This window comes from Streptosporangium sp. NBC_01469, from assembly GCF_036227305.1.
Classification (GTDB): domain Bacteria; phylum Actinomycetota; class Actinomycetes; order Streptosporangiales; family Streptosporangiaceae; genus Streptosporangium.
This window is the reverse complement of sequence record NZ_CP109465.1, coordinates 1250788-1273268: the sequence shown is the minus strand read 5'-3', so window position 1 is coordinate 1273268 and position 22481 is coordinate 1250788. Positions and strand designations below refer to the sequence as shown.

Annotated in this window: 15 protein-coding genes and 2 riboswitches; of the genes, 12 read left to right on the top strand and 3 right to left on the bottom strand. The window is 69.7% G+C overall.

Annotated elements, in window-relative coordinates; genetic code table 11:
- Positions 1-3: 3 nt before the first annotated feature.
- Positions 4-1347 (bottom strand): aminotransferase class V-fold PLP-dependent enzyme, encoded by a 1344-nt coding sequence (locus tag OG587_RS05735; RefSeq protein WP_443075476.1) that lies wholly within the window; start codon positions 1345-1347, stop codon positions 4-6.
- A 52-nt stretch (positions 1348-1399) separates the two neighbouring features.
- Positions 1400-1515, bottom strand: a riboswitch (SAM riboswitch).
- A 232-nt stretch (positions 1516-1747) separates the two neighbouring features.
- Between OG587_RS05735 and OG587_RS05730 the strand changes: the two genes are divergently transcribed.
- Both OG587_RS05730 and OG587_RS05725 read left to right on the top strand, forming a co-directional pair.
- Positions 1748-2614, top strand: coding sequence for a TerC family protein (locus OG587_RS05730; RefSeq protein WP_329087550.1), 867 nt, complete (start codon positions 1748-1750; stop codon positions 2612-2614).
- Positions 2615-2634: 20 nt separating this feature from the next.
- Positions 2635-3834, top strand: coding sequence for a cytochrome P450 (locus tag OG587_RS05725; protein WP_329087548.1), 1200 nt, complete (start codon positions 2635-2637; stop codon positions 3832-3834).
- A gap of 155 nt (positions 3835-3989) precedes the next feature.
- Here the strand turns inward: OG587_RS05725 and OG587_RS05720 are convergent, their stop codons facing one another.
- A complete protein-coding gene (locus tag OG587_RS05720; protein ID WP_329087547.1) occupies positions 3990-4955 on the bottom strand; it encodes an SAM-dependent methyltransferase in 966 nt (321 codons plus the stop codon).
- A gap of 322 nt (positions 4956-5277) precedes the next feature.
- Between OG587_RS05720 and OG587_RS05715 the strand changes: the two genes are divergently transcribed.
- The 6 genes from OG587_RS05715 to OG587_RS05690 all read left to right on the top strand — a co-directional run bounded on the left by OG587_RS05715 (position 5278) and on the right by OG587_RS05690 (position 14329).
- On the top strand, positions 5278-6168 hold the full coding sequence (locus OG587_RS05715; RefSeq protein WP_329087545.1) for a Rossmann-like and DUF2520 domain-containing protein: 891 nt from the start codon (positions 5278-5280) through the stop codon (positions 6166-6168).
- 229 nt (positions 6169-6397) lie between these two features.
- Complete coding sequence (panC, locus tag OG587_RS05710) at positions 6398-7225, top strand: pantoate--beta-alanine ligase (RefSeq protein ID WP_443075608.1); 828 nt, start codon at positions 6398-6400, stop codon at positions 7223-7225.
- Positions 7226-7957: 732 nt separating this feature from the next.
- Positions 7958-10510: an L-aspartate oxidase gene (locus OG587_RS05705; RefSeq protein ID WP_329087543.1), complete on the top strand. Its 2553-nt coding sequence runs from the start codon at positions 7958-7960 to the stop codon at positions 10508-10510.
- Positions 10510-11292, top strand: coding sequence for a type III pantothenate kinase (locus tag OG587_RS05700; protein ID WP_329087541.1), 783 nt, complete (start codon positions 10510-10512; stop codon positions 11290-11292). The genes OG587_RS05705 and OG587_RS05700 overlap by 1 nt, the downstream gene beginning before the upstream one ends.
- Before the next feature lie 88 nt (positions 11293-11380).
- Complete coding sequence (gene lysX, locus OG587_RS05695; protein ID WP_329087539.1) at positions 11381-12883, top strand: bifunctional lysylphosphatidylglycerol synthetase/lysine--tRNA ligase LysX; 1503 nt, start codon at positions 11381-11383, stop codon at positions 12881-12883.
- A 1245-nt stretch (positions 12884-14128) separates the two neighbouring features.
- Positions 14129-14329, top strand: a complete 201-nt coding sequence (locus OG587_RS05690; protein ID WP_030905642.1) for a LuxR C-terminal-related transcriptional regulator — start codon at positions 14129-14131, stop codon at positions 14327-14329.
- Between the two features lie 53 nt (positions 14330-14382).
- Here OG587_RS05690 and OG587_RS05685 read toward each other — a convergent pair whose 3' ends face one another.
- A complete protein-coding gene (locus OG587_RS05685; RefSeq protein ID WP_329087534.1) occupies positions 14383-15432 on the bottom strand; it encodes an NlpC/P60 family protein in 1050 nt (349 codons plus the stop codon).
- Between the two features lie 5 nt (positions 15433-15437).
- A riboswitch (cyclic di-AMP (ydaO/yuaA leader) is annotated at positions 15438-15586 on the bottom strand.
- A 336-nt stretch (positions 15587-15922) separates the two neighbouring features.
- Between OG587_RS05685 and OG587_RS05680 the strand changes: the two genes are divergently transcribed.
- The 4 genes from OG587_RS05680 (at position 15923) to OG587_RS05665 (ending at position 22364) form a co-directional block, all read left to right on the top strand.
- Positions 15923-16576 carry an amino-acid N-acetyltransferase gene (locus OG587_RS05680; RefSeq protein ID WP_329087532.1) on the top strand — a complete coding sequence of 218 codons (654 nt, stop codon included), beginning with the start codon at positions 15923-15925 and terminating at the stop codon, positions 16574-16576.
- 219 nt (positions 16577-16795) lie between these two features.
- Positions 16796-17950 carry an RDD family protein gene (locus tag OG587_RS05675; protein ID WP_329087529.1) on the top strand — a complete coding sequence of 385 codons (1155 nt, stop codon included), beginning with the start codon at positions 16796-16798 and terminating at the stop codon, positions 17948-17950.
- 1294 nt (positions 17951-19244) lie between these two features.
- Complete coding sequence (locus OG587_RS05670) at positions 19245-19577, top strand: histone-like nucleoid-structuring protein Lsr2 (protein WP_329087527.1); 333 nt, start codon at positions 19245-19247, stop codon at positions 19575-19577.
- A 279-nt stretch (positions 19578-19856) separates the two neighbouring features.
- Complete coding sequence (locus OG587_RS05665) at positions 19857-22364, top strand: ATP-dependent Clp protease ATP-binding subunit (RefSeq protein ID WP_329087525.1); 2508 nt, start codon at positions 19857-19859, stop codon at positions 22362-22364.
- Positions 22365-22481: the final 117 nt, after the last annotated feature.

Sequence of the window (22481 nt, the reverse complement as noted above, 5' to 3'; positions counted from 1 at the left end):
ACGTCAGCCGCGCGAGGCAAGATCCCGCAGGGCGCCGATCAGCCGGTCGACGTGCTCGGAGGTGGTGCCGATGCCGATGGAGGCGCGGACGGCGGAGGCGGTGACGTCGTCGCAGCCGCCGTCCTTGGCGCCCAGCAGGTGCCGTACGAAGGGGTGGGCGCAGAACTTGCCGTCGCGGACGCCGATGCCGTAGTCGCCGGACAGGGCCTCGGCGACCTCGCGGGCGGTGAAGCCGTCCACCACGAAGGAGACGATGCCGACGCGCGGGTGGTCCGGGCCCCACAGGGAGAGCTCGTGGACGCCGGGGACGGAGGCGAGGCCCGCGCGCAGGCGTCCGAGGAGGCGCTCCTCCTCGCGGACCAGCGGGGTCCAGCCGGTGGCGGTCAGGGCGTCGCAGGCCGCGGCGAGCGCGACGGCGCCCAGCACGTTCGGGGTTCCGGCCTCGTGCCGCGCCTCGGGGTCGTCGTGCCACTCGGTGTCGTCGTCGTTCACGGCCTTCACCGCGCCGCCGCCCCGCAGGTACGGCTCGGCTTCGGCCAGCCAGTCGGAACGGCCGATCAGCGCGCCCGTGCCGAACGGCGCGTAGAGCTTGTGGCCGGAGAAGACCACGTAGTCCAGGTCGAGCGCCGTCAGGTTGAGGCGGCGGTGCGGGACGAGCTGCGCGGCGTCGACGAGGACGCGGGCTCCGTGCCGGTGGGCGATGTGGGCCAGAGCGGCGATCGGCCAGAGCTCCCCGGTGACGTTGGAGGCGGCGGTCACGACCAGCAGCTTGGGGCCGTCGATCGAGGTGAGGGCGTCGTCGACGGCGCGGACGGCCTCGCCGGGGAAGGCGGGGGCGGCCAGCCGCACGACCTTGTCCCAGGGCAGCAGCGAGGCGTGGTGCTCGGTGTCGAAGACCACGGCGGTGGTGCCCTCGGGCAGGCTGCGGGCCAGCAGGTTGGTCGCGTCCGTGGTGTTGCGGGTGAAGATCACCGAGTCGTCGGGGCGGGCGCCGACGAAGGCGCGCACCGTGTGCCTGGCCTGCTCGTAGCGGGCCGTGGTCAGCTGGGACGCGTACCCGGCGCCGCGGTGGACGCTGGAGTAGGCCGGGAGCGCGGCGGCGACGGCGGCGCTCACCGGCTCCAGACAGGGGGCGCTCGCGGCGTAGTCGAGGTTGGCGTAGCGGACGAGCCTGCCGCCCCTGACCGGGACCTCCAGGTCCGAGCCGAGCACGGCCGGGATCGGCCGGTCACCGGACGCGCGGGTCTCGGGGACGGTCACCGGGACGGCGGAGGCGGCGGTGGTGGTGGTGGTCGGGGCGACGGGGTTCGCGGGGTTCGCGGGGGAGAAGATCGTCAGGGTGGACACGCCATGGCTCCTTCGAGGTCATCGGACCCCAACCCATGGCATAGGTGCCTGGAGCCCGCGCTTGCCCGACACACCTCGTGCCGGACCAGGTCCTCACCCGGGGCACCCCGCCGCGGACGCGAGGGTTGCCGGCCAGCGAGCCGGGGCTTGTCACTGGCACTCATGACCTACGTGGGAACTATAACCGACGCCCCGCGGTGCCCCGCAAGTCCGAAACGTGATCAACCCGGTATCGGGGCCGGAGCGGGCGCTCCCGGGAGCGCCCGGCGGATTGAAAGCGAAGCGTGATGAGAGAGCAGGAACTCGGAGCGTCCCCCGGTCGTCCTGGCAGTCAGCCGAAGAAGCGTTCGGGCAGTTGGCCGACGGTGTGTCCAAGCGCCGACCGACGAAGGAGAAAGCAATGGACTGGGTGACCAACCCGGAGATATGGATAGGGTTCTTCACCCTCGTCGCCCTGGAGATCGTCCTGGGAATCGACAACATCATCTTCATCTCGATCCTGGTGGGCAAGCTCCCGCCCGCGCAGCGCGACAGGGCCCGCAAGCTGGGCCTCGCCGTCGCCCTGATCAGCCGCCTCCTCCTGCTGCTGGCGCTGTCGTGGGTGGTGAGGCTCACGGAGCCGATGTTCGAGGTCTTCGGGCAGGGGATATCGGGGCGCGACCTGATCCTGATACTCGGCGGCCTGTTCCTGCTGGGCAAGAGCGTCCACGAGATGCACGGCAGCCTGGAGGGGGAGTCCCACCACTCCGAGGGCAAGGTCGCCTCGTCCTTCACCTCGGTGATCATCCAGATCATGATCCTCGACGTCGTCTTCTCGCTCGACTCGGTGATCACCGCAGTCGGCATGGTCGACGAGCTGGGCGTCATGATCGCGGCCGTCATCGTCTCGGTCATCGTGATGCTGGTCGCCTCCGGGCCGATCAGCCGCTTCGTGGACCGGCACCCGAGCATCAAGATGCTCGCCCTGTCCTTCCTGGTGCTGGTCGGCGTCGTGCTCATCGCCGAGGGATTCGAGCAGCACATCTCCAAGGGCTACATCTACTTCGCGATGGCGTTCTCGCTGCTGGTGGAGCTGCTGAACATCCGGGTGCGGGGCAAGGCGGGCAGGCGGAAGCCGGTCGAGCTGCGTTCCCGCTACGAGACCGGGGACAAGGCCGGTTCCGAGAGCCCGGAGACCCCGGAGCCCCCGGTGGGCCGGGGAGCTTCGGCGACCCAGGCGGACGAACCAGCTGAAAGGGGAAATCCGGACAAGCGGGCCGACTCCTAGGCCGGGATTACGATGCTTAAGTGCGCTTTGATCCTTGGAATCCGGAATTCGTCGCCCACCCCTATGACGTCTACGACGAGCTGAGGCGGGAGCGGCCGGTCAGCTTCTTCGAGCCGACCGGCCAGTGGCTGGTGGCCAGGCACGCCGACGTCAACGCGCTGCTGCGGGACCGCAGGCTCGGCCGTTCCTACCTGCACGTGGCCTCGCACCGGGAGTTCGGCAGGCCGGACGACCCCGAGTTCCAGGACCCGTTCTGGCGGGTGATCAGGGCGGGGATGCTCGACGTCGAGCCGCCGGTGCACACCAGGCTCCGGCGGCTGGTCTCGAAGGCGTTCACCCCCCGCATGGTCCAGGCGCTCCGTCCCAAGGTCGCCCGCATGGCCGAGGAACTGGTGGACGTCTTCGTCGAGCGCGGCGGAGGAGACCTGATCGCCGAGGTCGCCGAGCCGCTCCCGGTCACCGTGATCGCCGAGATGCTCGGCGTGCCCGAGGCCGACCGGCACCTGCTGCGGCCCTGGTCGGCCGACATCTGCGGCATGTACGAGCTCCAGCCGTCGGTCGAGGCCCAGCGCACGGCCGTGCGGGCGGCCGAGGAGTTCTCCGCCTACCTCGTCGAGCTGGCCCGCGCCCGCAGGGCCGACCCCGGTGACGACCTGATCAGCGCGCTCGCCCTGGTGGCAGACGAGGGTGACACGCTCACCGAGGAGGAGCTGGTCGGCACCTGCGTGCTGCTGCTCAACGCCGGGCACGAGGCCACCGTCAACGTCACCGGGAACGGCTGGTGGTCGCTGTTCCGCAACCCGGCCGAGCTGGACCGGCTCCGCGCCGACCACACCCTGCTGCCCACGGCGGTCGAGGAGCTGATGCGCTGGGACACCCCGCTGCAGATGTTCGAGCGCTGGGTGCTGGAGGACATCTCGGTGGGCGGGATCGACATCCCGCGCGGCACCGAGGTGGCGCTGCTGTTCGGCTCGGCCAACCGCGACCCCGAGGTCTTCGCCGACCCCGCCCGCCTGGACGTGGGCCGGGTCGACAACCCGCACATCTCCTTCGGCGCCGGCATCCACTTCTGCCTCGGGGCACCGCTGGCCAGGGTAGAGCTGATCGAGTCGTTCGGCGCCCTGCTGCGCAAGGCGCCGAAGATGGAGCTCGTCGCCGAGCCCTCCTGGGGGCCGGGCTACGTCATCCGGGGTCTGGAGTCCCTCCAAATACGGGTCTGAGAACGGATGCGGGTCTGAGAACCGGCCCGGCCGGAGGTCACACCTGACCGGACGGCCCGCCGCCCGGATCGCGGGCCCCACCGGATCGCGGGCCCCACCGGAACGACGTCACCGGAACGCGGGCCCCACCGAAACGACGTCAGCGGTTCGGCGGGTCAGGGACGGCTCTGGGAGAGCCAGCCGAACCCGCCGAGCCCTCCGGCGGCGATGAGCTCCGCCTCCTCCGAGGCCCTCGCGAGGGCCTGAAGGTAGCCGCGAGGGTCGCTTGCGGCCTGCTCGACCGGCGGGCGGCTCCCGGTGACGCCGAGGGCGCGCAACGCCTCGCGCTGCGTGGTCAGCGCCGTCGTGACGGCCCCGGCGCTCTCGCCCGAGGCCGCGCAGGCGTCGAGCGCCACGTGGGCGGTGATGTCGCACGAGCCGTCGGGCACCGGCGCGACCATCGCCCCGTCGCGGTATCCGGCCAGCGTGCCGTACGGCGGCCGGTCGTCGAGGATGTGGGCGTAGTCGATCGCGATCGCCCGGCCGCGCGCCAGTCGCAGGATCACCGAGGCCCAGGCCCTGTCGCGTGGCCTGCCGATCTCGGCCCGCTCGCCGGGGGCCCGCATCCGCCACCAGCGGGCCAGCCACGCGAGATCCGCCTCGGAGGGGCTGCCGCCGAGGCGCTCCTCACCGTCCGTGACGTTGACCAGGACCAGCCGGGGGCCGTCGGCCGTCTGCTCCGCGATGTCGACGGGCACGTTGTCGAGCCACTCGTTGGCGATCACCAGCCCGTGGATCCCGTCCGGCGCGGCCCTCGCCCAGACGATCTCCTCCGGCAGCGCCGGCGGCCGGGGCGCCAGGTCGACCGCGGTCACCCGCAGCCTCGACCGGAGCGCGGGCGGCGCCGCGGCGAGCACACCGGCCGCCAGCCCGCCCTCGCCGGCGCCGATGTCGACCAGGTCGAGCACCTCGGGGCCGCCCAGCGCCTCGTCGATCGCGGTCAGCTCGCGCAGCACGGCCTCGGCGAAGACGGGGGAGGCGCCGACCGAGGTCCGGAAATGGCTGGAGGGCCGCTCCCGGAGATAGAAGCCGCTCTCGCCGTAGAGCGCCTGCTCCATCGCGGCACGCCAGGTGAGCCACACGCTCTCAGACGCTACCCGCCGGGGCGGGGGAACGAGATCAACTCGCGCTGACGCTTCGAGTGAGTACATGACTCCATTCTGTCACCGATTCGCACGATCGTTGTCGACGCCGCGTCGGCGCGCCGCCGCCCGAACCGCCGTGCGGGCCGGGCCCGCGGGCTCTCCGGCGGGTCCCGTACGCTCCCGGTGTGCCCGATCCGGGCATCTCGCGGAGAACCCCGCCTCCGTTACCGAACACGCGTCTTGCCGTGGTTGCGATGGCATGGCCCGTTACGCTGGTCAATCGGGCACGGAGCCCCACATGGTCGAAGGACGGGACGTCATGGACGCAGTCGATCGCCCGGCACGGCTGGCCGTCGGAGTGGTTGGAGCGGGCAGGGTCGGTTCGGCGCTCGGCGCCGCGCTCGTCAGGGCGGGGCACCGGGTGGTCGCGACGAGCGGCGTCTCCGACGCCTCCAGGGAGCGGGCGGTCGAGCGGCTCGGGCTCGTCCCCACCCGGCCCGAGGACGTGGTGGCCGGCGCGGACCTCGTCCTGCTGACGGTCCCCGACGACGTGCTGCCCGGCCTGGTCTCCGGCCTGGTCGAGACCGGCGCCGATCTCCGCGGCAGGCTGGTGGCCCACACCAGCGGCGCGTACGGCCTGGCGGTGCTGAACCCGGCGATCAAGGCCGGGGCGCTGCCGCTCGCGCTGCACCCCGTGATGACCTTCACCGGCCGCGACGACGACCTGCGCCGCCTCACCGGGATCTCGTACGGGGTGACCGCTCCGGACGCGCTCCGCCCGGTGGCCGAGGCCCTCGTCATCGAGATGGAGGGCGAGCCGGTCTGGATCGCCGACGAGGACCGGCCGCTCTACCACGCGGCCCTGGCGGGGGCGGCCAACCACATGGTGACGCTCATCGCGGAGTCCTCGGAGCTGCTGGGCAGGATCGGCGTGGAGCAGCCGGGCAGGATGCTCGGCCCGCTGCTCGGCGCGGCCCTGGAGAACGTGCTGAGGCTCGGCATCGCCGGGCTGACCGGCCCGGTGGTGCGCGGCGACGCGGGAACCGTCCGCAGGCACGTGGACGCGCTGATCCTCGCCGCTCCCGAGGCGGCGGACGCCTACGTGGCGCTCGCCAGGCTCACCGCCGACCGGGCACTGGCGGCCGGGCTGCTCAAGCCCGAGGCCGCCGAGCGCCTCCTGGACGCCCTGGGCGGCAACATATGGACCTGAAGGACCCGGGGCTTGTGAGATCGGCCCGGGAGGCGGCGGCACACGGGCCCGGGGCTCCCGTTCCGACCCGGTGCCCGCCCCGGCGAGCCGATCCGGTTAGCTGATCCGATGAGCCGAGTCCGTCCGGCGAAGGGAACCGGCGGACTCCGATGAACGTCATTCCTCTCCGGCCCGGGAGCCGGAGCACCCCCGGGAGGTTCCAGTGATCGTGGCGGACGACCGCGCAGGGCTGCTCAAGGCCCGCGAGGTCCTGGGGATCGGCGCGGGCGCCTCCTCGGGAGGGAGCGCGCTGGCGCTCGTGCCGACCATGGGCGCGCTGCACGAGGGGCACCGCTCGCTCATCCGGCTGGCCCGCGAGAGGGCCGCGCACGTGGCGGTGAGCATCTTCGTGAACCCGCTCCAGTTCGGGCCCACCGAGGATTACTCCCGCTATCCCCGGACGTTCGACGCCGACCTCGAAGTCTGCGAGGCCGAGGGGGTGGGCGTGGTGTTCGCCCCCTCGGTCAAGGACATGTACCTGCCGGACAGGCAGGTCGGCGTGTCCGCGGGCGAGATGGGCTCGGTCGTCGAGGGGGAGTTCAGGCCCGGCCACCTCGACGGCGTGCTGACCGTGGTGCTGAAGCTGTTCAACCTGGTCCAGCCGGACGTGGCGGTGTTCGGGCAGAAGGACGCCCAGCAACTCGCGATGATCCGCCGGATGGTCGCCGACCTGAACCTGCCGGTCTCGATCGTCGGGGGGCCCACGGTCCGCGAGCCGGACGGCCTGGCGCTGTCCAGCCGCAACCGCTACCTGTCGCCGGACGGCCGGGTGGCGGCCCTGGCCCTGTCCCGCGCCCTGGAGGCGGGGTCCGGGCGGCGCGCGCCCGCGGAGATCCGCGGGGCCGCGCTCGCCGTCCTGGAGGCCGAGCCGTCGCTGGCGGTCGACTACCTGGTCCTGGTCGACCCCGCGACCTTCGCGGAGGTCGGCGACGACTACGCGGGCGAGGCGATCCTCGCGGTGGCCGCGAGGGTGGGGTCCACCAGGTTGATCGACAACGTGACGCTCGGCGTCCGCTGACTCCCGGCCGCTCGCCGCTCGCTGACGGGAGCCGGTGAGCGGCGAGCGGCCGGTGGTGAACGGCGCCCCATGAACGGCGCCCCATGAACGGCGCCCCATGAACGGCGCCCCATGAACGGCGCCCCATGAACGGCGCCCCATGAACGGCGCCCCATGAACGGCGCCCCATGAACGGCGCCCCATGAACGGCGCCCCATGAACGGTGATCGATGAGCGGCGATCGATGAGCGGCGACCTATGAGCGGCGCCCCATGAACGGCGCCCCATGAACGGCGCCCCATGAACGGTGATCGATGAGCGGCGATCGATGAGCGGCGACCTATGAGCGGCGCCCCATGAACGGTGATCGATGAGCGGCGATCGATGAGCGGCGACCTATGAGCGGCGACCTATGAGCGGTGGCCGATGAGCGGCGACCTATGAGCGGCGCCCCATGAGCGGTGATCGATGAACGGTGATCGATGAGCGGCGACCTATGAGCGGTGGCCGATGAGCGGCGCCCCATGAGCGGTGGCCGATGAGCGGCGACCTATGAGTGGCCGGTGGCGAGCGGTGATCGATGAGCGGCCGGTGGTGGTGATCGGCGGTGAGCCGCCATGTACGGCCCCGAACTGCCGTGATTTCAGGGTTCGGGTGAAATGTCCCACCCCGGGGAACAGCCGCTTTCCGGAGGGCGTTATCGTCACACTGACGAAATGAACGGCCTCTAATGATCCCCGCGAGGAGGCGGCTATGAGCATCCCGGCCATTCCCCAGAGGTTGACCGCTCCCGCTCCGGGCTGGACGGTACGGGCGGACGTGGTCGTGGTGGGCTCCGGCGTCGCCGGCCTCACCCTGGCGCTGCGCTACGCCGCCCTCGACCCCGGGGCGAAGGTCCTGGTCGTCACCAAGGACGTCCTGTCGTCCGGCTCCACCCGCTGGGCCCAGGGCGGGATCGCCGCCGTGCTCGACCCTCGGGACACCCCCGAGGAACACCTCTCCGACACGCTCGTCGCCGGAGTGGGCCTCTGCGACGAGGAGGCCGTCCGGATCCTGGTGACCGAGGGACCCGACGCGCTGCGCGGCCTGATCGCGGTGGGCGCCCGGTTCGACACCGACGACTCGGGGGCCCTCCAGCTCACCAGGGAGGGCGGCCACCGGCGCGACCGCATCGTGCACGCGGGCGGCGACGCCACCGGGGCCGAGGTGCAGAGGGCGCTCGTCAAGGCCGTCGTGGAGTCGGGCATCGAGGTGATCGAGCACGCGCTCGTCCTCGACCTCCTCAAGGACGCCGAGGGCCGTACCGCGGGGGTGACCCTGCACGTCATGGGCGAGGGCGAGCGCGACGGGGTGGGCGCGGTCACGGCGGGGGCCGTGGTGCTGGCCACCGGCGGCATGGGCCAGGTCTACGCCGCCACCACCAACCCCGTCGTCTCCACCGGCGACGGGGTGGCGCTCGCGCTGCGCGCGGGCGCCGTCGTCAGGGACCTGGAGTTCGTTCAGTTCCACCCGACCGTCCTGTGGCTCGGCGAGAACTCCACCGGCCAGCAGCCGCTGGTCTCCGAGGCGGTCAGGGGCGAGGGAGCCGTGCTGGTCGACGCGGACGGCACCCGGTTCATGCGGGACGTTCACGAGCTCGCCGACCTCGCCCCCCGCGACGTCGTGGCCAAGGCGATCATGCGGCGGATGCGCGCCACCGGCACCGACCACGTCTATCTCGACGCCCGCCACTTCGGCGAGGAGAAGTGGCGCACCCGCTTCCCGACGATCCACGCGGTCTGCCTGGAGCACGGCATCGACCCGGTCACCCGGCTCGTCCCCGTCGCGCCCGCCGCCCACTACGCCAGCGGCGGCGTCCGCGCCGACCTGCGCGGCCGTACCAGCGTGCCCGGCCTGTACGCGTGCGGCGAGGTCGCGTGCACCGGCGTGCACGGTGCCAACCGGCTGGCCTCCAACTCCCTGCTCGAAGGCCTGGTCTTCGCCGGGCGTATCGCCGCCGACATCCACGCGGCGCGGGCCGCCCACAGCGGGGCGCGGCCGGTCGCGGGTGAACCCGTCCCCGACGACCGTCCCACCGGCCTGATCGATCCCAGGGCCCGGAGCAGGATCCAGGGGCACATGAGCCGGGGGGCGAGCGTGCTGCGCGGCCAGGAGTCCCTGGGAGAGGTCGCCAGGGCCCTGCTGAACCTCAGGTGGACCCCGGTGACGGTCGAGCCGTGCACCGAGTCCTGGGAGACCACCAACCTGCTGACGGTCGCCTCCGCGCTCGTGGCGGCCGCCCGCGAACGCCAGGAGACCCGGGGGTCACACTGGCGCGAGGACTTTCCCGAGCGAGACGACGACTGGTGGCTGGGCCACCTCGACACCACCCTGACAGCGGAGGGACCGGCTATGACCTACGTACCGCACGGCCGGCGCGTGACCGCGCTGCCGCCCCAGGTGGAGAACGACCTGGTCGAGGCGGGGCTGGACCCGGGGGCGGTGACCGCGATCCTGGAGGCCGCCGCGGCCGAGGACCTGCAGGAGGGGGGCGACGTCACCAGCGTCGCCACCATCCCCGCGGACCAGACCGCCACCGCCGACGTGGTGGCCCGCGCGGACGGCGTGGTCGCGGGGCTGGCCGTGGCCGAGGGCGCCTTCTCCCACCTCAGCCAGGGCCGCCTGGTGGCCGAGCGCAGGGTCAAGGACGGCGAGCGCGTCGCCGGGGGCGACGTGCTGATGACCGTCACCGGTCCCACCAGGGACCTGCTGACCGCCGAGCGCACCGCGCTCAACCTGCTCACCCACCTGTCCGGCGTCGCGACCCTGACCGATCACTGGGTCCGGGCCGTCGAGGGGACCGGGGCCAGGATCAGGGACAGCCGCAAGACGCTACCCGGGCTGCGCGCCCTGGAGAAGTACGCCGTCCGGTGCGGCGGCGGCACCAATCACCGCATGTCGCTTTCGGACGCCGCGCTGATCAAGGACAATCACGTGGTGGCCTCGGGCGGGGTCGCCGAGGCGTTCCGGGCGGTCCGTGACGCCTACCCCGGCCTGCCGATCGAGGTTGAGGTCGACCGGATCGACCAGATCGAGCCGGTGCTGGCCGAGGGAGCGGAGGAGATCCTGTTGGACAATTTCACCGTCGAGGAACTGACGCGGGCCGTACGGCTGGTGGACGGCAGGGCGCGGCTGGAGTCCAGCGGCGGGCTGACCCTCCAGGTCGCTCGTGACGTGGCCGAAACAGGTGTTGACTACCTTGCCGTGGGCGCGCTCACGCACTCGGCGCCGGCGCTGGACATCGCCTTGGACCTTCGGGGGAATTGATGCTGCTTGCCATCGACGTCGGCAACACTCACACCGTTCTCGGCCTCTTCGAGGGCGAGGACGTCATCGAGCACTGGCGGATCTCCACGGACGCCCGGCGCACGGCGGACGAGATCGCCGTTGTGCTCCAGGGGCTGCTCGGGCAGTCGCCGCTGCTCAAGGGCGCCGACGTCAACGGCATCGTGATCTGCTCCACCGTCCCCTCGGTGCTCAACGAGATGCGCGAGATGTGCCGCCGCTACTACGGCGACGTGAACGCGGTGATCGTCGAGCCCGGTGTCCGCACCGGGGTGCCGGTCAGGATGGACAACCCGAAGGAGGTCGGCAGCGACCGCATCGTCAACGCGCTGGCGGCCATCCAGCTGTACGGCGGGCCGTGCGTCATCGTCGACTTCGGGACCGCGACCTCATTCGACGCCGTCTCCGCCAAGGGGGAGTACGTCGGCGCGGTGACCGCCCCCGGTATCGAGATCTCGGTGGACGCGCTCGCCGCCGCGGGGGCGCAGCTGCACAAGGTGGAGCTGATCCGCCCCCGCTCCGTGATCGCCAAGAACACCGTCGAGGCGCTCCAGGCGGGCATCATCTACGGCTTCGCGGGCCAGGTGGACGGGATCGTCGAGCGGATGGCGGCGGAGCTCGCCGACGACCCCGACGACGTCACCGTGGTCGCCACCGGCAGCGCGGCGCCGCTCGTGGTCAGCGAGGCGCGCTCGGTCGACATGCACGAGCCCTGGCTCACGCTGATCGGCCTGCGCCTGATCTACCACCGCAACACCGCCTGAGGGCGCCGGGGCGCCGGGAGGAATCCCCTTCCGGTGCCGGACGGCCGGCGAACTCACGAGGTTCGCCACATCGGTACCCTTTGGAACTGTGACCGATGACGTGACGAATCCCGCCGAGGATCTGCCCGAGCAGATGCGCGTGCGCCGGGAGAAGCTCGACCGCCTCCGTTCCGAGGACGTCGACCCCTACCCGGTGAACTTCCCGCGCACCGCGACCAACGCCGAGATCCGCCAGAAATACGCTGATCTCTCCGCTGACACCGCGACGGGCGACAAAGTGGGCGTCACCGGCCGGGTGATGCTGTCCAGGACCGGCGGCAAGCTCTGCTTCGCCACCATCCGCGACGGCTCCGGCGATCTCCAGGTCATGGTCTCCCTGGACAGGGTGGGCGAGGAATCCCTGGCCGCGTGGAAGCGCGACGTCGACCTCGGCGACCACGTGGGCATCGAGGGCGAGGTCATCACCTCCCGCAGGGGCGAGCTGTCCATCCTCGCCGACCGCTGGGCGATCACGTCGAAGTGCCTGCGCCCGCTGCCGGAGAAGCACGCCGGGCTCACCGACCCCGAGGCGCGGGTCCGCCAGCGCTACGTCGACCTCATCGTCAACGACGAGGCCAGGAAGATGGCCCACACCCGCAGCGCCGTGGTCAGGGCCGTCCGCGACTTCTGGCACGAGGAGGGCTACCTGGAGGTCGAGACGCCGATGCTCCAGCCGATCCACGGCGGAGCCACGGCCAGGCCCTTCAGGACCCACATCAACGCGTACGACATGGAGCTCTACCTCCGCATCGCGATCGAGCTCTACCTCAAGCGGCTGGTGGTCGGCGGCCTGGAGAAGGTCTTCGAGATCAACCGCAACTTCCGCAACGAGGGCGCGGACTCCACCCACAACCCCGAGTTCACGATGCTGGAGGCGTACGGCACGTATCTCGACTACAACGACATCGCCGACCTGACCCAGCGGATGATCCAGAAGGCCGTGGTGGTCGCCCTCGGGCACTCCGTGGTCGTCCACCAGGGCCAGGAGGTCGACCTCGGCCTGGCGAAGTGGCCGCGGATCACCCTGTACGGGTCGGTCTCCGAGGCGCTGGGCGAGGAGGTCACCACCGAGACGCCCCTGGAGCACGTCCGCAAGCTCGCGGACGCGCGGGAGATCCACTGGGACGCCAAGTGGGGTCAGGGCAAGCTGGTCCAGGAGATCTTCGAGGCCCTCGTCGAGCACACGCTCATCCAGCCCACGTTCGTCATGGACTATCCGCTGGAGACCTCCCCGCTGGCCCGCAACCACCGGGACAACCCGCTCCTCACCGAGAAGTGGGACCTGATCGGCTTCGGCACCGAGCTGGGCACCGGTTACTCGGAGCTGAACGACCCGATCGAGCAGCGCCGCCGCCTCACCGAGCAGTCCCTGCTCGCCGCGGGTGGCGACGTCGAGGCCATGCAGCTTGACGAGGACTTCCTCACGGCCCTGGAATACGCGATGCCGCCCACCGGCGGCATGGGGCTCGGCATCGACCGCCTCATCATGGCCTTCACCGGCAGGAACATCCGCGAGACCATCCTGTTCCCGCTGGTCAAGCCGACCACCTGAGCCCGGCGGGCGGCGCGGAAGGACGTTCTCCCCGTACGGTGGCGCCGGGCCGGGCATCGCCCGGCCCGGCGCCACCGTCGTGAGGACCGGCGCCGTTTCCCGGCCGGAGCGCGTCCCCGGCTGGACGAGCGGAGGCGTGCCGGGGCCGAGGGCCGGATGGCGGCCCGGCCGCAGCCCGGGATCCGGCCGGGGCGGGCCGGAGGCGGGCCGAGGTCCGGTCGGGATCACGTCAGGGCCGGGCGGGCCGGGGCCGGCGAGCGCCCCGGAAGACCGGCCGGCCGCGCCGAGCGGCGCCGTCACCGTCCCACCCCCCGCTGGGCGACACCCCGCACGGCTCCGGGCAGGTGGGCGTGAACCTGAGTGTGAGCCGCACGGCTCCGGGCAGGTGGGCGTGAACCTGAGTGTGAGCCGCACGGCTCCGGGCAGGTGGGCGTGAACCCGGGTGTGAGCCGCACGGCCGGGGCGACGGCGGAGCGGTCTTCGATATCGCCGGGCCGTTTCCCGTGGACGCGGCTCAGGACACCGTGACGGAGCGATGCCGGGCCCCCGCCCTCGCGGGTCCGCGGATCGCGGGAGTCCCCGTACGGTGTGCGGGCGAAGCCAGGACGAATGAGGCGAAAACGGTGGGCCGGAACCGGCCGTCGCGCCCGTGGTTCCCCGCAATGTCGGACGCGTTTCTGTACGGGTCGGAAATCCATTTCCAGCACGTCCAATATCGCCCGGCACCCCATCGTCGCCGTGTGATACCTCGCGAATGCCGCAAAACTGCTCCCTTGACCCTCATATTTCCGTGTTTTTCGTGGGGTGCTGTCAAGGTGGTGAGTGACCATGGTCGTCGAAGAGTATCGGGAAGAGATCCGTTTTTCCCGAGAAATGCGGGCGGGCCGGATCCCCGGAGGGCCGGCCCCGGCGCGCCCGGCGGAGCGGCGGTTTCGGCGAAACCTTGTTCTGCCAGGACTTCGATCGCCGCAGCCAGGGGGTGCTTGCCGCCTCGTGCCCAGGCTCGGTCATGACATAGCCGCAAAGGCACTGACATATCATGAGTACTTCATGTAGCGCCTACTATGTCAATACTGGACGCACGCTATGAAGAGTGGAACTTGACGACCTTTGAACAAGGCGTTTACCGTTCCTGGCGGACGGTATTCATTTCCGGCGTCTCGCACCCGGTTTCCAGAGTGGGGGGAGTGACTCTTGATGGCATATCCAGAAGTGGATTCACGCCATGGCGACAGCCCCCTGGGCATGAGCGATATCGGTCTCAGCGACGACGACCTCGTGCTGCTGGCTGAGCTCGCCAAGGGTGTCACGGTGGATCGGGTGGGTCGTCGCCTCGACATCAGCGGGCGGACCGTCAGGCGCAGGCTGAGAGGCATCTGCGACCGCATCGGTGTCGCCACGGCGATCGAGGCCGTGGCCTGGGCCGCCCGCCGCCGCCTGATCTAGCACCGCCGCGTGTCCGGCAGGTCGGGCCGGACACGCGTGCGGGCCGGGCACGTTCAGTCGGCGATGCGGACGCCTCCGGCGAAGGGCCGGTTGTCGATCGTGGCGATGTGGACGACGTCACCCGTCTGGGGCGCGTGGACCATCAGGCCCGCGCCGATGTAGATCCCGACGTGGTGCAGGTCGCTGTAGAAGAAGACCAGGTCGCCGGGGCGCAGCTCGTTCCTGGTGACGTGGGTGCCCGCGGTCCACTGGTTGCCGGTGTAGTGCGGCAGGCTGATGCCGACCTTCTGGTAGGCCCACATGACCAGCCCGGAGCAGTCGAAGGAGTTGGGACCCTCGGCGCCCCAGACGTACGGCTTGAGCTGCTGGGTGAGCGCCCAGCGGGTGGCCTCCGCGGCCTTGCCGCTGCCCACGATGGGCACGTTGGTCTTCACCCTGGCGCCCCTGTTGCTGACGGCCCTGCTGCGCACCTCGCTGAACAGATTGCTCTCGACCCGCGCGACCAGCCGTTCGATCTTGGTCCGGTTGCCGTCGAGCTCCGCCAGGAGCTTCTTGACCTCCGAGGTCCTCGCCTTGGCGCTGGCCTGCGCCCGCTCGGCGGCCTCGATCGATCGGGCCACCTGGGCGACCTCCTCGCTCTGCTGCTGCTGGAGCGCGTAGTTGGTGGTGGCCTGGTCGAGGAAGGTGTCGGGATCCGTAGCCTGCGTGAAGGCGAGCCCGGAGTTGAGGCCGCCCGACATGTAGGTGCTCTGCGCCAGAAGGGTGGCCTTGGTGCGGCGGATGGCCAGCTCGGACTCGCTCGACGCCAGGGTCTTCTTGGCGCTCTCCGCGGCCCGCTGGGCCTGCTTGAGCTTGACCCGCTCGCCGTTGTACCGCTCGGCGAGGGTGCCGATCTCCTCGTGCAGCTTCTCGGCCTGCTTGGCCAGCTGCTGGAGGCTGGGCTCGGGATCGGCGGTGGCCGCCACCAGCGGTGTGCCGAGGGTCAGGGTGGCGAATGCCAGGCCGATGACCGCCATGCGGCGGCGCAGCCCTCGCGGCGCGCGTTCTCGACGGCGGGCGTCGTCGCCCGTGTGCTTTCCTCCGCGGTCGCGCGTGCGCTTCACCAACAGGCTCCTCTCCTCGGCCGCCTACCGGGTTAGCTGACGGGTTCGGGCCGGAGGCAGCCCTACCGGGTGCGCCGGTGGCACTCGGATTCACCCCGGAGGACGTGGTGGGTCCCCGGTTCCCCGCTGGTGGGGGATTCGGCGGGTCAGGCTTTTTACGTCTCTGACATCGAGCACGGAGATTAGTGCACCCGTGGTTCCTGCTCAACCAGAACTGCGAATTCAGTAGAGGTTTCGCAACTGAAATGTCACGGAAAGATCACATGGCAATATGATCAACATGGCCATTACGCTGCCTTTGCCTCGTGGGTGACGGGTGCGGCGGAGGTCTTCCCAGGTCCGGGACCGTGCCAAAGGTGAGTTGTGGCACACGAGAGGAGTCGTGCGCTCAGTGTGGTAAAACGATTACCAAGGGTCACGTGAGGGCTGTGGGCTGCGAGTTAAGGGCGAGCCGTAATTGAAGACCGGTGAGGACGTACGCTGAATGGTCATGGAGCAGCTTGCTGAGCATTCTCCCGCACCGGTCGTTCGCGCTCCCGGCGGCGGGGAGTGGCGCGCCGGATCCGAGGGGGCGGAGCCGGACTCGCCCGCGTCCGGCGCGGGCCCCGAGATCACGGTCCGCCGTGCCCGCACCCCGGACGTCCGCGCCGTCAGGCGGCTCGTCGACACCTACGGCGGCGCCGGCCCGCGCCTGCTGGAGAAGGCCACCGTCACCCTGTACGAGGACGTCCAGGAGTTCTGGGTCGCCACCGACGCGGAGGGGGAGGTCGTCGGCTGCGGGGCACTCCACGTCCTCTGGGAGGATCTGGCCGAGATCCGCACCGTCGCCGTCGATCCGGGCCGCAGGGGGATGGGAATCGGCCACCGGATCGTCTCCGCGCTCATTCGCACGGCCGTCGAACTCGGCCTGCGCCGGGTTTTCTGCCTGACCTTCGAGGTCGACTTCTTCACCAGGCACGGTTTCCGGGAGATCCAGGGCACGCCCGTCGCCCCCGAGGTCTACGCCGAACTTCTCGCCTCCTACGACGAGGGTGTGGCGGAGTTCCTGGATCTGGAGCACGTCAAGCCCAACACCTTGGGAAACACCCGGATGCTGCTGCACCTGACACGCGAGCCCGACTCTGATGACTTTAGAGCTGACTGATCGGAAAGGTGACTGTCGATACCTATGTCGATACCTTGTGCAGCAGCAAGCATGTGCGTCTGACATTTGCCACATGCGCAGTCTAAGTGAGGTGACGCGGTGAGCACCGGACAGCCGCCGTATCCACAGGATGATCCCGACCGCGATCGCACACCGTCGGGGTATCCGGATTACGGACAGCACAACGCGGGTCGAGCCGCTGGCGAACTCGACCCCGACGTGACAGTTGTGGGATATCGGTCGGAGGCCTCACAGCCGAACACCGGCCCAGGACAGAGTCAGCCCGGTTACGGCCAGCAGGGCTACGGGCAACAGGGCTACGGCCAGCAGCCCGGTTACGGTCAGCAGCCCGGGTATGGCCAGCAGCCCGACTACGGGCAGCAGCAGTACGGCCAGCAGCAGGGCTACGGGCAGCAGGGCGGGACCGGCGCGTACGGGCAGCAGCCCGGCTACGGTCAGCAGGCGTCCCAGGAGCAGCCCGGTTACGGTCAGCAGTCCCAGCCCGGGTACGGCCAGCAGGGCGGGACCGGCGCGTACGGGCAGCAGGGCGGGACGGGGGCGTACGGGCAGCAGCCCGGTTACGGTCAGCAGGCGTCCCAGGAGCAGCCCGGTTACGGCCAGCAGCCCCAGCCCGGGTACGGCCAGCAGCCGGGTTACGGCCAGCAGCAGCCCGGCTACGGTCAGCAGTCCCAGCCCGACTACGGGCAGCAGCCGGGTTATGGCCAGCAGCCCGACTACGGGCAGCAGCAGTACGGCCAGCCCGGTTACGGCCAGCAGCCCGACTACGGGCAGCAGGGTTACGGCCAGCAGCAGCCCGCGTACGGCCAGCAGGGCTACGGGCAGCCGTACGGCGGTCCTCCCGGGGCACCCGCCCCGCTCGCCGAGTGGTGGCAGCGTCTGGTGGCGAGGATCATCGACGGGGTCATCCTGGCGATCCCGCTGTTCATCGTCACCACGGTGATCAACTCCCTGGTCGTGACGCCCTACGACTTCAACCTGCAGACGGGCGTCACCTCGGGCGGGAGCGGCTACTTCCTCGCCGGCCTGCTCACCGCGCTGATCACCGCGGGCATCTACGTGGCCTACGAGTTCTTCATGCTCAGCCGGGGCGGGCAGACGGTCGGCAAGATGGTCATGGGCATCAAGGTCGTGCCGGTCGGCGGCGCGCTGTCGCCCGGTGGCCTCAGCTCGGACGTGGCGGTCAAGCGCGCCGGCGTCCTCTGGGGCCCCTACGGCCTGACCTGGATCCCGCTCGCGGGCCTCATCGCCTACGTCTTCTATCTCGTCAACGTCCTGTGGCAGCTGTGGGACAAGCCGCTGCGGCAGACCCTGCACGACAAGGCCGCCGCGACGGTCGTCGTCAAGATCAAGTAGTTCCCTGAATAGCGGGGCCGGCGGTTCAACCGCCGGCCCCGTTTTCGTGCGCGGGTGAGAAAACGGGGACCCATAGGGGGCCCGTAAGGGTCGCGGGGTCCGGGGGCCGCGGAAGCCGCAAAACCATTTGCCGCGCCCTGAGCAACGTGGGGGAACTTATGACCGAGTCTCGGCCCGCTCGCCGGAATATTCGCGTACGGTGCCCACAACGGGCTCACAGGCGCCCGTGGGTCTCCTATGAGGCGTCAATGCCGGATCCACCCCCGTCGGGGGTTCGCGCACTACTCGCCGAATGGTCGGCCCTGCGTGCCTCCGGCATCCTCGGCGACCCCGCGCCGGATTCTCTTCTTCGCCTTCCGTCGCGTGTTCAGGACAGCCGGTGAAGGCCTTCTTACGGATCCGGATCGGGGGCGCGTGGTGTTGGCGGGGTTGTCCGACAGGCCCATCGTCTTTGGTGGTTATACGGTCTACGACTATGTACTCCGTGCCAGAGCGGGTCGTACTCTTGACGAGAAAGTGTTGAAGATCCGTCTTGTTCCATACGCTTGTGTCACATCGGTCCACACCGGGGTGATGAAGCGAGCAGCTCTCCGTCCGGGCGTTCTGCCGGCGGCGGGCATTCCCGTGATGAACCCGCTCGCGGCGATCTCCGGTTCCGTGGCAAGGTGTCGTTCATCATGGCCGACAGGTCCCTTCAGCAGGGACTTCGTCGCCAGGAGGCCGACGGTGTGGCGGCCGGGAACCCGCCGGGCATTGGTATTACGGGGACGGGGATGATCACCTGATCGTCCCGCCGGTTTTTCCTCAGGGCTTTACGACTGCAACCGGTAAGGCGGCTGGAGAGAAGCATTAGGCTGGAGAGAGACGGCATGGTCGCCCCTGCTGACGCGCGTCGCCGGCCGGTGGCGCTATGGTCATCTGTGGGCGGTTCCGGACCGATCGGGCGCGCCTGCGCGGCCCGGAGAGTCGCCGCCACATTTCCATGGTCCCCAGAAAGCCACCCACGGTGCGGAGCGAGGACGAATGTACGACGTATTGTCCGCGTTGATACCCCCGGCGGTCGTCGGCGGGGCCTTCATCTTCGGAGTCGTCAAGCTACTTCGGAGTGAAGCCGTCGGCCGGCGACCGGCAAAACGGCCAGGCCCCGAGTCGCAGAAGAGCTGATCCACAGGAGGCTCGACTGGGAGTCTCGGTTGCCTGTGAGAATCGCCGGGCTCCTGGAATTGCCGCTCTTCGATCGCGGGTATATGTTTAGCTTGCGAATGAAACAATACTCCGCGAAAGGATTGTGTAGATGGCCAAGCAGATCCAGGAGATTCTCATCGACGACCTCGATGGGGGCGAGGCCAATGAGACTGTCGCCTTCGCGATTGACGGCACCAGCTATGAGATTGACCTGAGTGACGTTAACGCGAAGAAGCTCCGCGACTCCCTGTCGGCTTTCGTGCAGAGCGCCCGTCGTTCCGGCGCCCTGGCTCCCCGCCGCCGCCGCGCAGGCGGAGCGCGGGCACTCACGCGAGAGAAGAGCGCCGACATCCGGGCGTGGGCGAAGTCCCACGGCCTTAATGTCAGCGAGCGCGGTCGAATCGCCTCCAAGATCGTCGAGCAGTACGAAGCGGCTCACTAGATCGGCCCAGCGGATCGAGTGAATCATGCGGTTATGGCGGTCACGGTGGGGTCCGGTGGCGGCCATGACCGCATGATGCGTTTGACTGGAAGCGAAACGTCGTTCGCTTGCGGCGTAGCGGGAACATCCCGCCCCCCGTAAGTAGTTGGATGGAGGGTGAACGCCCTGCTCTCGGGGAACGTCTTCTGCATAGAGCGGTCGCCGGGTCGGGGCTACCATGCGGGATGACAGGGCTCGGATATCCCGGACCTGCCTGACCGCTCTGTGAGGAGCGACGAGATGTTCGAGAGGTTCACCGACCGCGCACGGCGGGTTGTCGTCCTGGCCCAAGAAGAGGCCAGGATGCTCAACCACAACTACATCGGTACGGAGCACATTCTTCTTGGCTTGATCCATGAAGGTGAAGGCGTTGCCGCCAAGGCTCTGGAGAGCCTCGGCATCAGTCTTGAAGGTGTGCGTCAGCAGGTCGAGGAGATCATCGGCCAGGGTCAGTCTGCGCCGTCGGGGCACATTCCGTTCACCCCGCGTGCCAAGAAGGTCCTTGAGCTTTCGCTCCGCGAAGCCCTGCAACTAGGCCACAACTACATCGGCACCGAGCACATCCTGCTCGGCCTCATCCGTGAGGGCGAGGGCGTCGCCGCCCAGGTGCTGGTGAAGCTGGGAGCCGATCTCAACCGGGTCCGGCAGCAGGTCATCCAGTTGCTCCACGGCTACCAGGGCAAGGAGCCGGCCGCCGCGGGCGGTCCGACCGAGGCCGCGCCGTCGACCTCCCTTGTGCTGGACCAGTTCGGCCGCAACCTGACCCAGGCCGCCCGCGAGGGCAAGCTCGACCCGGTCATCGGCCGGGAGAAGGAGATCGAGCGGGTCATGCAGGTCCTGTCCCGCAGGACCAAGAACAACCCGGTCCTGGTGGGCGAGCCCGGCGTCGGCAAGACCGCCGTCGTGGAGGGCCTGTCCCAGAAGATCGTCAAGGGCGAGGTGCCGGAGACGCTCAAGGACAAGCAGCTCTACACCCTCGACCTGGGCGCCCTGGTGGCGGGTTCCCGCTACCGCGGTGACTTCGAGGAGCGGCTGAAGAAGGTCCTCAAGGAGATCCGCACCCGAGGCGACATCATCCTGTTCATCGACGAGCTCCACACGCTCGTCGGCGCGGGTGCCGCCGAGGGCGCGATCGACGCCGCCAGCATCCTGAAGCCGATGCTGGCCCGAGGCGAGCTGCAGACCATCGGGGCCACCACCCTCGACGAGTACCGCAAGCACCTGGAGAAGGACGCGGCGCTCGAGCGGCGCTTCCAGCCGATCCAGGTGGCCGAGCCCAGCCTCAGCCACACGATCGAGATCCTCAAGGGCCTGCGCGACCGTTACGAGGCCCACCACCGCGTCTCCATCACGGACGGCGCCCTGGTGGCCGCCGCGCAGCTGGCCGACCGCTACATCAGCGACCGGTTCCTGCCGGACAAGGCGATCGACCTCATCGACGAGGCCGGCTCGCGCATGCGCATTCGCCGCATGACCGCGCCGCCGGACCTCCGCGAGTACGACGAGAAGATCGCCAACGTGCGGCGCGACAAGGAGTCCGCGATCGACGCGCAGGACTTCGAGAAGGCCGCCGCGCTGCGTGACCAGGAGAAGCAGCTCCAGCTCAAGCGCGAGCGCCGCGAGAAGGAGTGGAAGGCCGGCGACATGGACGTCGTCGCCGAGGTCACCGAGGAGCTCATCGCGGAGGTCCTGGCGACCGCCACCGGCATCCCGGTCTTCAAGCTCACCGAGGAGGAGTCCCAGCGACTGCTCCGCATGGAGGACGAGCTGCACAAGCGGATCATCGGTCAGGACGACGCCATCAAGGGTCTGTCCCGCTCGATCCGCCGTACGCGCGCCGGTCTGAAGGACCCGCGTCGCCCGGGTGGCTCGTTCATCTTCGCCGGCCCGTCCGGTGTCGGTAAGACCGAGCTGTCCAAGGCGTTGGCCGAGTTCCTGTTCGGGGACGAGGACGCGCTGATCATGCTGGACATGTCGGAGTTCATGGAGAAGCACACCGTCTCCCGCCTGTTCGGCTCGCCTCCCGGCTATGTCGGATACGAGGAGGGCGGCCAGCTGACGGAGAAGGTGCGGCGCAAGCCGTTCTCGGTCGTCCTGTTCGACGAGATCGAGAAGGCCCACCCCGACATCTTCAACTCGCTGCTGCAGATCCTGGAAGACGGTCGCCTGACCGACGCCCAGGGCCGGGTGGTCGACTTCAAGAACACCGTCATCATCATGACGACGAACCTCGGCACCCGCGACATCTCCAAGGGTCAGGGGGTCGGCTTCGCGAAGAACAACGACGCCGAGTCCAACTACGACCGGATGAAGTCCAAGGTCCAGGAGGAGCTCAAGCAGCACTTCCGGCCGGAGTTCCTCAACCGTGTCGACGACATCGTGGTCTTCCACCAGCTCACGCCGAAGGAGATCATCCGCATCGTCGACCTGATGCTGGCCCAGGTGGGCCTGCGTCTGAAGGACCGCGACATGGGGATGGAGCTCACGCAGGAGGCCAAGCAGCTGCTGGCCGACCGTGGCTACGACCCGGTGATGGGCGCGCGTCCGCTCCGCCGTACGATCCAGCGCGAGCTGGAGGACACCCTGTCCGAGAAGATCCTGTACGGCGAGCTCCGTCCCGGCCAGATCGTGAAGATCGCGATCGAGGGCGAGGGGGAGAACGCGAAGTTCACCTTCATCGGTGAGAACGCGCCGGCCGACCAGGTTCCCGACTCGGCCGCCGCCATCGCGGAGCCGATCCAGAACTAGGAACGGTCAGGCATGGCCTGATCAGGCAGAGCAGACCCCGCCGTGAGGAGACTCACGGCGGGGTCTGCTTATTTGTTACCAAAGACGGTATCTCGCCACGACAGGTAGTACTACACT